Raw genomic sequence first — 12,740 nt, forward strand, 5'->3', positions numbered from 1 at the left:
GCGCCCGTCACCGCGCACCAGCAGCACGAAGAGGGAGTACCCACGACATGAGTCGATCGTCGACACCCGACGACGAGAGCACGATCGGCGCGGCGGTCGCCGAGGCGTCGGCGACCAGCGGCACCGCGGCGGACATCGGCGCCGAGGTCCCGCCGCAGCAGCTCATCTTCTCGGTCTTCGGCCTGTTCTCGGCCCGCCATCGCGACACCTGGCTGTCGTCGGCGGCGATCGTGCGGCTGGCCACGGCCCTCGGGATCCAGGAGCCCCTGACCCGCTCGGCGATCTCGCGGATGAAGAGACGCGGCTACCTGACCAGCCGCAAGGTGGAGGGCCAGGCCGGCTACGAGCTGTCAGCCAGCAGCGTCCGGATCCTCGCCGATGGCGACAACCATGTCTACGGCAGGCCGCGCGCCCGCGCCGAGGACAGCTGGATCGTGGTCGGGTTCTCGGTGCCCGAGAGCCGGCGCGAGCGACGTCACCAGATCCGCACCGCACTGATCCGGCTGGGCTTCGGCACCGTGAGTCCGGGCATGTGGATCGCCCCCGGGCACGTCGACGCGGAGGTCCGGGGCACCCTGCGCCGGCTGGGCGTGACCGAGTTCGTCGACGTCTTCCGCGCCGACTATCTCGCGTTCGGCGACCCGCGGGACAAGGTCGCCTCGTGGTGGGACCTCGACGCCCTGACCGGGATGTACGACGTCTTCGTCGAGCGCTTCGGCACCCTCGCCGAGCACCTCGGCGACCTCACCGCGGAGCAGGCCTTCGCGGCCTACGTCCCGATGCTCACCACGTGGCGGCGGCTGCCCTACCTCGACCCGGGCCTGCCCCTCGCCCTGCTGCCCGACCCGTGGGCAGGCTCGGTCGCCGAGGAGCTGTTCCGACGCCTGGACCGGCACCTGCGCGCCGACGCCGAGGAGTTCGCCTTCGGGCACCTCTGACCATTATTTGAATCACATTCGATTTTGCCTCCGGACGCACTAGGTTCGGACCATGAAGCTGGGACTGGGACTGAACTACTGGGTCGCACGGCAACCCGAGGGACAGCAGGAGCTGATCGAGGAGGCCGAGGCTCTGGGCTTCGACTCGGTGTGGACCGGCGAGGCCTGGGGGTCCGACGCGCTGACCCCCCTCGCCTGGATGGGCAGCCGCACCAGCCGCCTGAGGCTCGGCACCGCGATCCTCCAGATGGCGGCCCGCACGCCCACCGCGACCGCGATGGCCGCGATGACGATGGACCACCTCACCGGCGGCCGGTTCGTCCTCGGCCTGGGCGCCTCCGGACCCCAGGTCGTCGAGGGCTGGTACGGCGCGCCGTTCCCCCGTCCGCTCGAGCGGACCCGCGAGTACGTCGAGATCGTGCGCCAGGCGACCCGCCGCGAGGTCGTCTCCCACCAGGGCCGCCACTACCAACTGCCGCACCCCGGCGGGACCGGGCTCGGCAAGGCGCTGCGCACCAACATCGAGCCGGTGCGTGCGGACATCCCGATCCTGCTGGCGGCCGAAGGGCCCAAGAACGTCGCCCTGGCCGCCGAGGTCGCCGACGGCTGGCTGCCGCTGTTCTACTCCCCCTATGCCGACACGGCGTACCGCGAGAGCCTCGAGGCCGGCTTCGCGCTCTCCGGCGAGGAGGACAAGGCGAGCCGCTTCGAGGTGGTCGGTCCGGTCAGCGTGATCGTCGACGACGACGTCGAGGCGGCCGCCGACCGGCTGCGCCCTCGGCTGGCGCTCTACATCGGGGGGATGGGCGCCCGGGGAGCGAACTTCCACGCCGCGGTCTTCGAGCGGATGGGCTACGGCGAGGTCTGCGCCCGGGTCCAGGACCTTTTCCTGGCCGGCGAGAAGGATGCCGCGTCGGCCGCGATCCCGCTGGAGCTGGTCGAGAAGGTCGCCCTGGTCGGCCCGAAGGCGAAGATCGCCGAGGAGCTGCCCGCCTGGACCGGGTCCCTGCTGACCACCATGGTGGTCGCCGCCGCGGGGGACCGCTCCGCACTGCGGACCATGGCGGAGCTGCTGGCCTGAGGCCGTCAGCGAGCCGACGAGGGGGGTGCGGCGCGCTGCGCCGCACCCCCCTCGTCGCTCAGGTCGCCTCGACGTCGCGGCGCAGGTCGCGCTTGAGCACCTTGCCGACCGCGGACACCGGAAGCTCGGCGAGCACCGACATCGACCGCGGCGCCTTGTAGCGGGCGATCCGACCGGCGACGTACTCGCGCAGCTCGGCCGGCTCCAGCATCGCGCCGTCGGCCAGGACGACGACCGCATGCACGCGCTCGCCCCAGGTGGCGTCGGCGACCCCGATCACCGCGCACGCCCGCACCGACGGGTGGCCGGCCACCACCTTCTCGACCTCGGTGCTGTAGACGTTCTCGCCGCCGCTCACGATCATGTCCTTGAGCCGGTCGACGACGAACAGGTAGCCGTCGGCGTCGAGGTAGCCGACGTCGCCGGTGTGCATCCAGCCGCCGCGCAGCGCGTGCTCCGTCTCCTCGGGCATCCCCCAGTAGCCCGCCATCACGTTGCCGCCCCGGACCAGCACCTCGCCGACCTCCCCGGGCGCGAGCGTCGCGTCGTCGGGACCCGCGATCCGGATCTCGACATGCAGGGCTGCCCGGCCTGCGGAGCGCAGGAGGTCGGCGCGACTCTCCTCTGCGTGGTCCTCGGGCGTCAGGATCGCCGCGATCGGGCCCAGCTCGGTCATGCCATAGCGCTGGCTCAGGGCGGCCTCCGGCAGCAGCCGCCGGGCAGCGCGGAGCGTGCTCTCGCCGATCGAGGAGCCGCCGTAGCCCAGCATCCGCAGGCTCGGGAGCCGCAGTCCGGTCTCGTCGAGATGCTCCATCAGCCGCTGGACGACGGTCGGCACCAGGGTCGTCGCCGTCACCTCGTCGGTCCGGATCCGCTCCGCGATCTCCTCGACCGTGGCCCGCCCGATCACCGAATGGGTGGACCCGAGGGCGACCTGCGTGTAGAGCGCGCCCAGGGCGGCGAGGTGGTAGAGCGGGCCGGCATGCAGGAAGCGGTGGGGGCGCGGGTCGCCCAGGGTGGCGATGACGCCGAGCGAGGACGTCGCGATCTGCGCGTGGGTGAGCATCACGCCCTTGGGCCGCCCGGTGGTGCCGCCGGTGTAGACCAGCGCCGCGAGCTCCTCGGCTCCGCGGGTGTCCGCCATCGGCGCGGCCGCGGCCACGAGGTCCTCGTAGCGCAGCGCACCGACCGGGACCTCGGCCGCGGTCGCGCCCGGCTCGTCGATCACGACCAGCCGCAGACCGGGGTGATCCGCGTCGCGGAGGCCCTCGACCAGGTCGCGGGCGACCAGGAGGACCCTCATCCCCGCGTCGCGGATCTGGTGGTCGATCTCACGCGCGCTCCAGCGCGTGTTGACCGGGCTGAGGACCAGTCCGGCCCACGGGACGGCGAGCACGGTCTCGACCGAGGCCGGGCAGTTCTCGGCGAGGATGCCGACCCGCTCGCCCTGGGCGAGACCGAGGCCCCGCAGGGCGGCCGCCAGCCGCGCCACCCGGTCGACGAGCTCGCCGAAGGTGCGGGGGCCGTCCGGGGTGACCAGTGCGACGTCGTCGGGACTCTGCTGCACCGAGCGGTGCAGTCCCTGGGTCAGGTACACGACGAGTCCTCGGTGTCCACCTGCGCCGTCGCCGAGATCGTCACGGTGCCGTCGGCGAGCCGGACGCTCAGCTCGACGGTCGCCACCCCGTCGACCAGCGCCGTCACCTCGCCCACGACCTCCACCTGCGCGTGGACCGGCGTGATGGCCAGGAAGCGCGCGCCGAGACTGCGGATCCGGTGCTGCGGCACCCACGCGGTGAGACTGCGCGCGACGAACGCCATCGAGAGCATCCCCTGCGCGAACACGTCGGGCCGGCCGGCGTCCCGCGCGGCGTCGAGGTCGATGTGGATCGGGTTGTGGTCGTTGGAGGCACCCGCGAAGAGCGCGAGCATCGCGCGGCTGATCTCCGGAGGCCGCACGACGGGCAGCCGGTCCCCCACCCGGATCGCGGGCAGCTCCCGGGTCGCTGTCATGCCGCCCTCCCGGCGCGCAGGATCAGGATGTTCTCCAGCTCGGCCACCAGGTCGCCGTCCCGGCGCACCTCGGTGCGCCGCACCACGAACCTCATGGCGCCGTCCTTCTTCTCGTAGTAGTCGACGATGCGGGGCGCGAGCTCGAGCTCCTCCCCGGCATGGACCGGCCGGTGGTAGGTGAAGCGCTGCTCACCGTGCAGAGCCTGCGAAAGCTCCGCACCGACGGCCTCGAGGACACGGTAGGGCTCCGGGCGCTTGAGCTCGAGGCTGAACAAGAAGGTCGGCGGCACCAGCAGGTCCGGCAGCCCGGCTGCCCGCGCTGCCTGCAGGTCGACATGGAGCGGGTCGCGATCGCCGGTGACCTCGGCGAAGAACACCAGCTGACCTCGTTCGGGCGTGATGGTGAAGGAGGGCAGGACGGTGGCGAGCACCGCTTCCCGACGAGTCACGAGGTCGCGCCGGTACGGGCCCGCTGCGCCTGGATCGACGACACGAACGGCGGCGGGCCGGCCGGCACGTGCGCCAGCGCCGTCGCCAGCTCCTCGGCCGTCCACGCCCGGTCGAGGTCGAAGGGCTCCGCCTCGACCCAGCTCTGCTGGAGGCCCACGTGCCCCCCCACGACCGAGAACACCTGACCGGAGAGGTGGCACGCCGGCGAGGCGAGGTAGGCGACGAGGGGCGAGATGTTCTCGGGCGCCCACTGGTCGAAGCCGCCGGCCTCCTCGCTCACGACGTCAGAGAAGCCGGGCGCGGCCATGGTCAGCCGCGTGCGCGCCACCGGGGCGATCGCGTTGACCCGCACGCCGTACCGCTCGAGCTCGCGGGCAGCGACCAGCGTCATGATCGCGATGCCGCCCTTGGCCGTCGCGTAGTTCACCTGCCCGGGATTGCCGCGCAGGCCCGAGGGCGACGAGGTGTTGATGACCGAGGCACGCACCTCGTGGCCGGCCTTGGACCGCTCGCGCCAGTACGCCGCCGCGTGGCGCAGCGGGCAGAAGTGGCCCTTGAGGTGCACGTCCATGACCGAGTCCCACTCAGCCTCGGACATGTTCACGATGGTGCGGTCGCGCAGGATGCCGGCGTTGTTGACCAGGATGTCCAGACCGCCGAAGGTCCCGACCGCGAGGTCGATCATCCGCTTCGCCGCGTCCCAGTCCGAGACGCTGCCGACGTGCGCCACGGCCGAGCCGCCCGCCGCGCGGATCTCCGCGACGACCTCGTCCGCGGGCGTCGCGGCGTCCGTGCTGCCGTCCGGTCCGGCGCCGTTGTCGTTGACGACGACCTGGGCCCCCCGGGCGGCGAGGAGCAGGGCGTGCTCCCGGCCGAGGCCGCGCCCGCCTCCCGTCACGATGGCGGTCTGTCCGGCGAGATCGGTCATGTGCTGACTCCTGGAGGTCGAGGTCGGGCGGGCCGTACGGGCCACAGTTCCGGTCCCGCGGACGCTAACGAGACTGAAACTTGGATGTCAATACCCGTTAACACAACGAGTTGCCGACCGGGTCCACCCGGCCCAGCCCGCAGCCCGTACCCTGAGGCCTGCAGAGACCCACGAGGAGTGCGATGACCCGCGAGACCACGACCCCGCCCCCGCGCCGCACCGGGCGGCGCACGGACCGGCGCGCCGAGGTGGTCGCGGCCGCCGCAGCGCTGTTCCGCCAGCACGGCTACCCCCAGGTCGGCATCGACGAGATCGGCGACGCCGTCGGCTTCAGCGGCCCCGCCGTCTACCGCTACTTCGCGAGCAAGGCCGACCTGCTCGAGGCCGTGGTCGCCGGGCACCTCGACCGCCTGGAGGCGACGTCCGCGCCGGTCGCCGACCGCGCGACCGCGGTCGCCGGGTTGATCGAGGTCGCCCTGCGCAGCCCCGACGGGCTGGTGACCGCGAGCCGCCAGGCCGAGCACCTGTCCCCCGCAGCCGCGCTCGCCCTCGACGCACGGCGTCGCGACCTCGGCCCGGCCTGGGCAGCACTGGTCCCGAGCGTCGCGGCCGCGAGCGAGCGCGACAGCGCCGACGAGCTGCGCGCGCGGTGCGCGGCCGGCATCGTCACCCATGTCGCCCTCGCCCGCCCGGGAACCCTCCCCGTGAAGCGCCGCCTGCTGACCGGCGCGCTGCACGGCGTCCTGGACAGCGCCGTGTCCCTGTCCGCCACGTCCCGCCCCCCCCTCGAGCGACCACTGGCCCACGCGACCCGGCGCGAGGCCGTCCTGGCCGCGGCCACCGAGCTGATGGCGGCGCGCGGCTTCGCGGCCGTCTCGCTCAACGACATCGGCGCGGCGACGGGCATCACCGCCTCGGCGGTGATGCGCCACTTCGCCAGCAAGGAGGAGCTCCTCGGCGCCGCCGTGAACCGGGTCGGCGAGCAGGTCGCCGGTGGCCTGTCGATAGCGATCCGCGGCGCCTGCGACGCCGAGGACGCGCTGCGGCGCATCGTCCGCACCTATGTCGCGCTGGCCACCGACCACCGCGACGTGCTGGTGATCCAGACCCTCGACGCCGCCGCCCTGCCGCCCCGCCACGAGGAGGAGCGTCGCCGCCGGCACCGGATGTACGTCGACGAGCTGGCCCACGTGATCGCCAGGGCCCGGCCCTCCCTCTCCGAGGCCGAGGCGCGGCTGCGGGCCGGTATGACCTACGCGATGGTCAACGAGGTCGTGCTCAGCCCGACGATGCTGGCGCACGAGGGCCTCGTCGACGACCTGGTGGTCCTGGCCACCCTCGTCGCGAGCGGAGACTCCGCGGTGAGTTGACGTCCGTTAACAAACCAGTACCCTGAAAGAAATTCAGACCTGGTTTGATTTCTGGAGGACTCGTGCAGCAACGTTGCGGCATCTCCGCCTACGGCACCTATCTGCCGTACTGGCGACTGGACCACTCGACCATCGCGGAGGCGCTCGGCGGCACCGCCCGCGGCCCGGGCGCCCGCACGGTCGCCGGCTACGACGAGGACACCACGACGATGGCCGTCGAGGCCGCCCGGCGGGCGCTCGGCACCGACACCGCCGCCGCGGCGTGCACCGGCGTGGTCCTCGCGACCACGGCGCCGGTCTATGCCGAGAAGACCAACGCGACCGCCCTGCATGCCGCGCTCGGCCTGAGCGAGGAGGCCTCGGCCGCCGATGCCAACGGGTCGGTCAGGTCCGGCGTGAGCGCTCTGCTCGGCGCCATCCGCCAGCCCGGCGCGACCCTGGTCGCCGCCTCCGACCTGCGGATCGGGCCCGGCGGAAGCCCCGAGGAGAGGTCGAGCGGCGACGCCGCGACCGCCTTCCTGGTCGGCGACGGTCTCGACGCAGGCCTGGTCGCCGAGCTGGTCGGCAGCGCCTCGCTGACCCGCGAGTTCCTCGACCGGTGGCGGCGCCCGGAGGACCCGTGGGCGGCGACCTGGGAGGAGAGGTTCGGCGAGGAGGTCTACTCCGACCTCGGCGCGCGCAGCCTGGCCGCGGCCCTGGCCTCAGCCGGCCTCACCCCCGGCGACGTCGACAGGATCGCCGTGGTCGGGCTCTCGCCCCGCGCCGCGGCCGCCGTCCAGCGCTCCTCCGGGATCGCGAAGGAGGCGGCCCAGCCCGACCTCACCGGCACCATCGGCAACTGCGGTGCCGCGCACCCAGGCCTTGCTCTCGCGGCGATGCTCGACGACGTCGGACCCGACGCCGTGGTGGTGCTGACCGTGCTCGCCGACGGCGCCGACACCCTGGTGCTGCGCACGACCGCCGCCCACCACCCTCAGGGCCCGACGGTCGCCGCCCAGGTCGGCGGGCCGACCGGCCGGGTCGGCTATGCCGACTACCTGTCCTGGCGCGGCCTGCTGCGTCGGCAGCAGCCACGCCGACCGGACCCCGACCGGGCCGTGGCACCCGCGACCAACCGACAGGTCGAGTGGAAGTTCAGCTTCTCGGCCAGCACGTGCGAGGTCTGCGGAGTGCGCCACATGCCGCCCCAGCAGGTCTGCATGGGCTGCGGCACCGTCGACCGGATGCGCCTGACCCGGCTGTCCGAGACGAAGGCGGCGATCGCGACCTACACGGTCGACCACCTGGCCTACTCCCCCGCCCCGCCGGTCATCGGCGCGGTGCTCGACTTCGACGGCGGTGGCCGCTTCCAGTGCGAACTCACCGACATCGACCTCGACTCGCTCGCCGTCGGCCGCCGCGTCGAGATGACCTTCCGGCACATCTCCGACGCCGAGGGGATCCGCAACTACTTCTGGAAAGCACGTCCGCTTCACGAGGAGGACCAGGCATGACGTCACATGGGATCAAGGACCGCGTCGCGATCGTGGGGATGGGGTGCACCCGGTTCGCCGAGCACTGGGACCGCTCCACCTCCGACCTCGTGGTCGAGGCCGCCCACCAGGCCTTCACGTCCTCGGGCATCCCCCAGGCCGACGTGGACGCCTTCTGGCTGGGGACCATGAACAGCGGCTTCTCGGGGATGACCCTGTCGTCCGCGCTGAAGACCGACTACAAGCCCGTCACCCGGGTGGAGAACTTCTGCGCGAGCGGCTCGGAGGCGTTCCGCAACGCCTGCTACGCCGTCGCCTCGGGCGCCTACGACGTGGTCATGGCGCTGGGCGTGGAGAAGCTGAAGGACTCGGGCTACTCAGGCCTGACCCGGGCCAACCCGCCGTCCGACGGCACCTCGACCACGCTCTCGGCGCCCGCCCGGTTCTCCCTGCTGGCACCCGCCTATACCTCGAAGTACGGCGTGGGCCGCGACGAGTTCAAGGGCGCGATGACCCGGGTGGCGTGGAAGAACCACGCCAACGGCGCCCTCAACGAGCGCGCCCAGTTCCGTGCCGAGGTGCCGGAGGACAAGATCGCCAACGCGACCCGGGTCGCCGGCGACCTGGGGGTCTTCGACTGCTCGGGCGTCAGCGACGGCGCGGCGGCGGCGCTCATCGTGCGGGCCGAGGACGCCTACAAGTACACCGACCGACCGCTGTTCGTGAAGGCCCTGGCCTTCGCCGCGGGTCCGGGCACCGGGCCGATCGACCCGGCCTACGACTACACCAGCTTCGAGGAGGTGGTCCGCTCGGCGCAGGACGCCTACCAGCAGGCGGGCATCACCGACCCGTTGGCCGAGCTCACCATGGCCGAGGTGCACGACTGCTTCACCCCAACCGAGCTGGTGCTGATGGAGGACCTCGGCTTCTCCGAGCGTGGCCGGGTCTGCGCCGACACGATGGCGGGCAAGTACCTCCGCGACGGCGAGCTGCCGGTCAACCCCGACGGTGGGCTCAAGAGCTTCGGCCACCCGATCGGCGCCTCCGGCCTGCGCATGCTCTTCGAGTGCTGGCTCCAGCTGCGCGAGAAGGCCCCGCCGGAGCGCCAGATCCGGCTCAAGGACAAGCGCTACGGCCTGACCCAGAACCTCGGCGGCTCGCCCGGTGACTGCGTGTCCTTCGTCGCGATCGTGGGTGCCGACCGTGGCTGAGGCCCTCCGGCTGGCCGAGCGCCCGGGCTTCACCGACGCCCACCACGACTTCCGCGCGATGATCCGCCGGCTGGTCGAGGAGGAGGTCGCGCCGCACTACGCCACGTGGGAGGAGGCCGGCGCGCCGCCGCGCTCCTTCTACCGCCGCCTCGGCGAGCTGGGCGTGCTCGGCATCGAGGTGCCCGAGCGGTGGGGCGGCTCGGGGGTCGAAGGGATGAGGTTCAGCGCGGTGCTCTCGGAGGAGGCCTCGCGGCGGGGCGTGGTCTTCGGGGCGCTGCGCGTGCACACCGACATCGTGCTGCCCTACCTGCTCCGTTACGCCGACGACGAGCAGCTCGCCCGGATCATGCCCGGCTTCGTGAGCGGCGAGACCATGACGGCCATCGCGATGACCGAGCCCGACACCGGCTCGGACGTGGCGGGCATCCGGACGACGGCCCGCCGCGACGGCGACAGCTACGTGCTGAACGGGGCGAAGACCTTCATCACGGGCGGCGCGCATGCCGACCTGGTCCTCGTCGTGTGCCGGACCTCGCCGCCGGACCCGGCCGACAAGCGGCACGGCCTGAGCATCCTGCTGGTCGACACGACCAGCCCGGGCTTCAGCGTCGGGCGCCGGCTCAAGAAGATCGGCCTGCAGGCCCAGGACACGGCCGAGCTGCACTTCGAGGACGTCCGGGTTCCGGTCGAGAACGTGCTCGGGGCGCCCGACGTGGGGTTCGGCTACCTGACCCACAACCTCCCGAAGGAGCGGCTCTCGATCGCGCTCGGCTCCTATGCCGCGGCAGCCGGCGCGATCGAGCTCGCACGCGACTACACCGCGGCCCGGCGCGTGTTCGGCACTGCGCTGAGCGACTTCCAGAACACCAAGTTCGTGCTCGCCGAGTGCCGGACCGAGACCCTGGCGGCCCAGACCCTGGTCGACCGCTGCCTCGAGCTCGACGAGCAGGGTCGCCTGACCGCGGCCGACGCGGCGGTCGCCAAGCTGTTCTGCACCGAGGTGCAGGGCCGGGTCGTCGACCGCTGCCTCCAGCTGCACGGCGGCTACGGCTATGTGACCGAGTACCCGATCGCCCGCCTGTACGCCGACGCCCGGGTGACCCGGATCTACGGCGGCACCAGCGAGGTCCTCAAGACCATCATCAGCAAGGCGCCCTGAGCGGGGCCCGCTGCCGGCTCGAGCCCGTGGCGGCCCTGGCCGCTCAGGTCTCGAGCACGATCCGGCCGCGGACCCCGCCCTCGGCGAGGCGGTCCAGCGCGTCGGAGACTCCCGCGGCGTCCAGGGTTCCCGGGAGCACCGGGACCGTCGGCAGCCCACCGTCGCGCGCGAGCCCGACCAGCGTGTGCAGGTCGGCCAGCGTGCCGACGTAGCTCCCCGTGATGCGCACCGCCTTCAACGGCAGCATCACCGCGGGGAGCCGGAGCTCGCCGCCGAACAGACCGACGGCGACCAGCAGCCCGCCCTTGGCGAGCAGGTCGAACCCGAGCCGGGTGGTCGTCCCGTCGTTGACCAGGTCGACGAAGGCCTCGACCGGCTCGCCGACGGCCTCGCGCACCCGGTCCGCGAGGTCGTCGCCCGCCAGGACCGTCGAGGTTGCACCCATGCCCTCGGCGAGACGGAGGCTGTGGACCGAGTGGTCGATCGCGCAGATGTTGCGGTGCCCGAACGCACGCAGGATCGCGACCAGGGCAAGGCCGACCCCGCCCGCGCCGCTGACGACCACCGGTGCCTCGGGCGCGGCGTCCACCTTGCTCGCCGCGCCGAACGCGGTCAGCCCGGAGCAGGCGAGGGTCGCCGCGACCGCCGGGTCGATGCCGTCGACGGCGAGCAGGTAGCGCGCCTCCGGCACGACCACGGTCTCGGCGTACCCACCGGGCAGGACCGCCCCCAGCGCCCGGTGCGCGGCGCAGAGGTCGTCGCGCCCGGCCGTGCAGCGGCGACAGGTCCCGCAGCCGATCCACGGATAGACCAGTCGGACGTCGCCGGGCGTCACCTCGGCGACCTCGGCGCCGACCTCCTCGACGACGCCGACCACCTCGTGCCCGAGGACCAGCGGATAGGTGAACCCGCGCTCGACGAGCGGGACCCGGGTGCCGCCGCCGAGGTCGTGGAAGCCGGTCCGCAGGTGCACGTCGCTGTGGCAGACCCCCGACCGGATGACGCGGAGCCGGACCTCCCGCGGCCCGAGCGCGGTCCGCTCGACAGGCACCTCCTCGATGGTCGGCTCACCTGGTCGCATCACTGCAAAAGCCCGCATCTACGGGTCTCCTGTCTGCTCATTCGCCGCACAGCCACCGGTCGCGGCCGTCGCCGGTCGCATTTTCAAACAAAACTAGAATTTTGGCAATGCTCCGTCTAGGGTCAGCCGCGAACAACCCCACCGACGAGATCGGGAGCAGCGGATGACGCCCGGCGGACAGACATACAGCAGCAGCACAGGCCATCTCGCCGTCGCCGGGGAGCAGGTCGGCTTCACGGTGCTCGAGCCGACCCGACCCTCCGCCGAGGTCCCGATCGTGCTCCTCCCGGGCACCGGCGGACCGGCCGCGACCCACTACGCCTTCCTCGCTCCGATGCTCGCCGCCCGGCGCCGCGTCATCACCGTCGACTACGCCCCACGCCACGGCGACACGCCCCTCACCGTCGAGGACCTCGCCGGGCAGGTGGAGGCGGTGACCCACCACCTGGACCTGCGCTTCCCCGTGCTGCTGTGCGGCTACTCCCTCGGCGCCGTGGTCGCCGCGGCCGTGGCCGCCCGGCGTCCCGCGTTGGTGCGTCAGCTGGTGCTCGTGTGCGGGTGGGCGAAGACCGACGGCCACCAGCTGCTGCGCAACCGCCTGTGGCACACCGTGCGCAAGGAGGGCTCCGCGGCGGGCAGCGAGCTGAGCGTGTACGCCGCCTACAGCCCGTCGTACATCGCCGGCCGGCTCCCGGCCGAGGTCGACGCGCTCGTCGCCGCGGCGTCCTACCCCGACGGGATCGACGCCCAGATGGACCTCAACCGGCGCGTCGACATCGAGCACCTCCTGCCGGCGATCACCGCGCCCACGCTGGTGATCGGGGCGACCCACGACCAGATGACCCCCGTGCGCCAGGTGAAGTTCCTCTGGGGCGCGATCGCGGACGCCCGCTATGCCGAGCTGCCGACCGGCCACGCGGTCATGGTCGAGCGGCCCGCCCAGGTCCTCCAGCTCGTCCACGACTTCATCGCCCGCCCCACCGCCGTCCCCGCGGGCGGCGTCGTCACGCTCGACCAGCCGTGACCGACGGCCACCG

Annotated in this window: 12 protein-coding genes; 7 read left to right on the plus strand and 5 right to left on the minus strand. The window is 72.8% G+C overall.

Annotated elements, in window-relative coordinates:
* The first annotated feature begins 47 nt into the window (after positions 1-47).
* Complete coding sequence (locus QI633_RS17810; protein ID WP_282426555.1) at positions 48-938, plus strand: PaaX family transcriptional regulator C-terminal domain-containing protein; 891 nt, start codon at positions 48-50, stop codon at positions 936-938.
* Between the two features lie 52 nt (positions 939-990).
* A complete protein-coding gene (locus QI633_RS17815) occupies positions 991-2,019 on the plus strand; it encodes an LLM class F420-dependent oxidoreductase (protein WP_282426556.1) in 1,029 nt (342 codons plus the stop codon).
* A 58-nt stretch (positions 2,020-2,077) separates the two neighbouring features.
* Here QI633_RS17815 and QI633_RS17820 read toward each other — a convergent pair whose 3' ends face one another.
* From QI633_RS17820 to QI633_RS17835, 4 genes are read right to left on the minus strand one after another with little or no spacing between them, the layout of a single operon-like run.
* Positions 2,078-3,616, minus strand: a complete 1,539-nt coding sequence (locus QI633_RS17820) for a long-chain-fatty-acid--CoA ligase (protein WP_282426557.1) — start codon at positions 3,614-3,616, stop codon at positions 2,078-2,080.
* On the minus strand, positions 3,607-4,032 hold the full coding sequence (locus tag QI633_RS17825; RefSeq protein ID WP_282426558.1) for a MaoC/PaaZ C-terminal domain-containing protein: 426 nt from the start codon (positions 4,030-4,032) through the stop codon (positions 3,607-3,609). The genes QI633_RS17820 and QI633_RS17825 overlap by 10 nt, the downstream gene beginning before the upstream one ends.
* On the minus strand, positions 4,029-4,481 hold the full coding sequence (locus tag QI633_RS17830; protein ID WP_282426559.1) for a MaoC family dehydratase N-terminal domain-containing protein: 453 nt from the start codon (positions 4,479-4,481) through the stop codon (positions 4,029-4,031). Before QI633_RS17830 ends, QI633_RS17825 begins: the two co-directional genes overlap by 4 nt.
* On the minus strand, positions 4,478-5,410 hold the full coding sequence (locus QI633_RS17835; RefSeq protein ID WP_282426560.1) for an SDR family oxidoreductase: 933 nt from the start codon (positions 5,408-5,410) through the stop codon (positions 4,478-4,480). The genes QI633_RS17830 and QI633_RS17835 overlap by 4 nt, the downstream gene beginning before the upstream one ends.
* Positions 5,411-5,592: 182 nt before the next feature.
* Between QI633_RS17835 and QI633_RS17840 the strand changes: the two genes are divergently transcribed.
* From QI633_RS17840 to QI633_RS17855, 4 genes are all read left to right on the plus strand, one after another.
* The gene (locus tag QI633_RS17840) at positions 5,593-6,780 is read left to right on the plus strand and encodes a helix-turn-helix domain-containing protein (RefSeq protein WP_282426561.1); all 1,188 of its coding nucleotides are present in this window, start codon (positions 5,593-5,595) and stop codon (positions 6,778-6,780) included.
* A 62-nt stretch (positions 6,781-6,842) separates the two neighbouring features.
* A complete protein-coding gene (locus QI633_RS17845; RefSeq protein WP_282426562.1) occupies positions 6,843-8,273 on the plus strand; it encodes an OB-fold domain-containing protein in 1,431 nt (476 codons plus the stop codon).
* Positions 8,270-9,463 (plus strand): acetyl-CoA acetyltransferase, encoded by a 1,194-nt coding sequence (locus QI633_RS17850; protein ID WP_282426563.1) that lies wholly within the window; start codon positions 8,270-8,272, stop codon positions 9,461-9,463. Before QI633_RS17845 ends, QI633_RS17850 begins: the two co-directional genes overlap by 4 nt.
* Positions 9,456-10,622 (plus strand): acyl-CoA dehydrogenase family protein, encoded by a 1,167-nt coding sequence (locus tag QI633_RS17855; protein WP_282426564.1) that lies wholly within the window; start codon positions 9,456-9,458, stop codon positions 10,620-10,622. The genes QI633_RS17850 and QI633_RS17855 overlap by 8 nt, the downstream gene beginning before the upstream one ends.
* A 43-nt stretch (positions 10,623-10,665) precedes the next feature.
* Here QI633_RS17855 and QI633_RS17860 read toward each other — a convergent pair whose 3' ends face one another.
* Positions 10,666-11,673, minus strand: a complete 1,008-nt coding sequence (locus tag QI633_RS17860; protein WP_282426565.1) for an alcohol dehydrogenase catalytic domain-containing protein — start codon at positions 11,671-11,673, stop codon at positions 10,666-10,668.
* Positions 11,674-11,866: 193 nt separating this feature from the next.
* On the opposite strand from QI633_RS17860, the gene QI633_RS17865 reads away from it, so the two are divergent.
* A complete protein-coding gene (locus QI633_RS17865; protein WP_282426566.1) occupies positions 11,867-12,727 on the plus strand; it encodes an alpha/beta hydrolase in 861 nt (286 codons plus the stop codon).
* Positions 12,728-12,740 lie beyond the last annotated feature (13 nt).

The sequence above is a fragment of the Nocardioides sp. QY071 genome, assembly GCF_029961765.1.
Taxonomy (GTDB): Bacteria; Actinomycetota; Actinomycetes; order Propionibacteriales; family Nocardioidaceae; genus Nocardioides.

Excerpts from the sequence above, each read along its gene's own strand:
- QI633_RS17810 (WP_282426555.1), top strand. The coding sequence starts at position 48 with ATGAGTCGATCGTCGACACCCGACGACGAGAGCACGATCGGCGCGGCG.
- QI633_RS17815 (WP_282426556.1), top strand. The coding sequence starts at position 991 with ATGAAGCTGGGACTGGGACTGAACTACTGGGTCGCACGGCAACCCGAG.
- QI633_RS17825 (WP_282426558.1), bottom strand. The coding sequence starts at position 4,032 with ATGACAGCGACCCGGGAGCTGCCCGCGATCCGGGTGGGGGACCGGCTG.
- QI633_RS17835 (WP_282426560.1), bottom strand. The coding sequence starts at position 5,410 with ATGACCGATCTCGCCGGACAGACCGCCATCGTGACGGGAGGCGGGCGC.
- QI633_RS17840 (WP_282426561.1), top strand. The coding sequence starts at position 5,593 with ATGACCCGCGAGACCACGACCCCGCCCCCGCGCCGCACCGGGCGGCGC.
- QI633_RS17850 (WP_282426563.1), top strand. The coding sequence starts at position 8,270 with ATGACGTCACATGGGATCAAGGACCGCGTCGCGATCGTGGGGATGGGG.
- QI633_RS17865 (WP_282426566.1), top strand. The coding sequence starts at position 11,867 with ATGACGCCCGGCGGACAGACATACAGCAGCAGCACAGGCCATCTCGCC.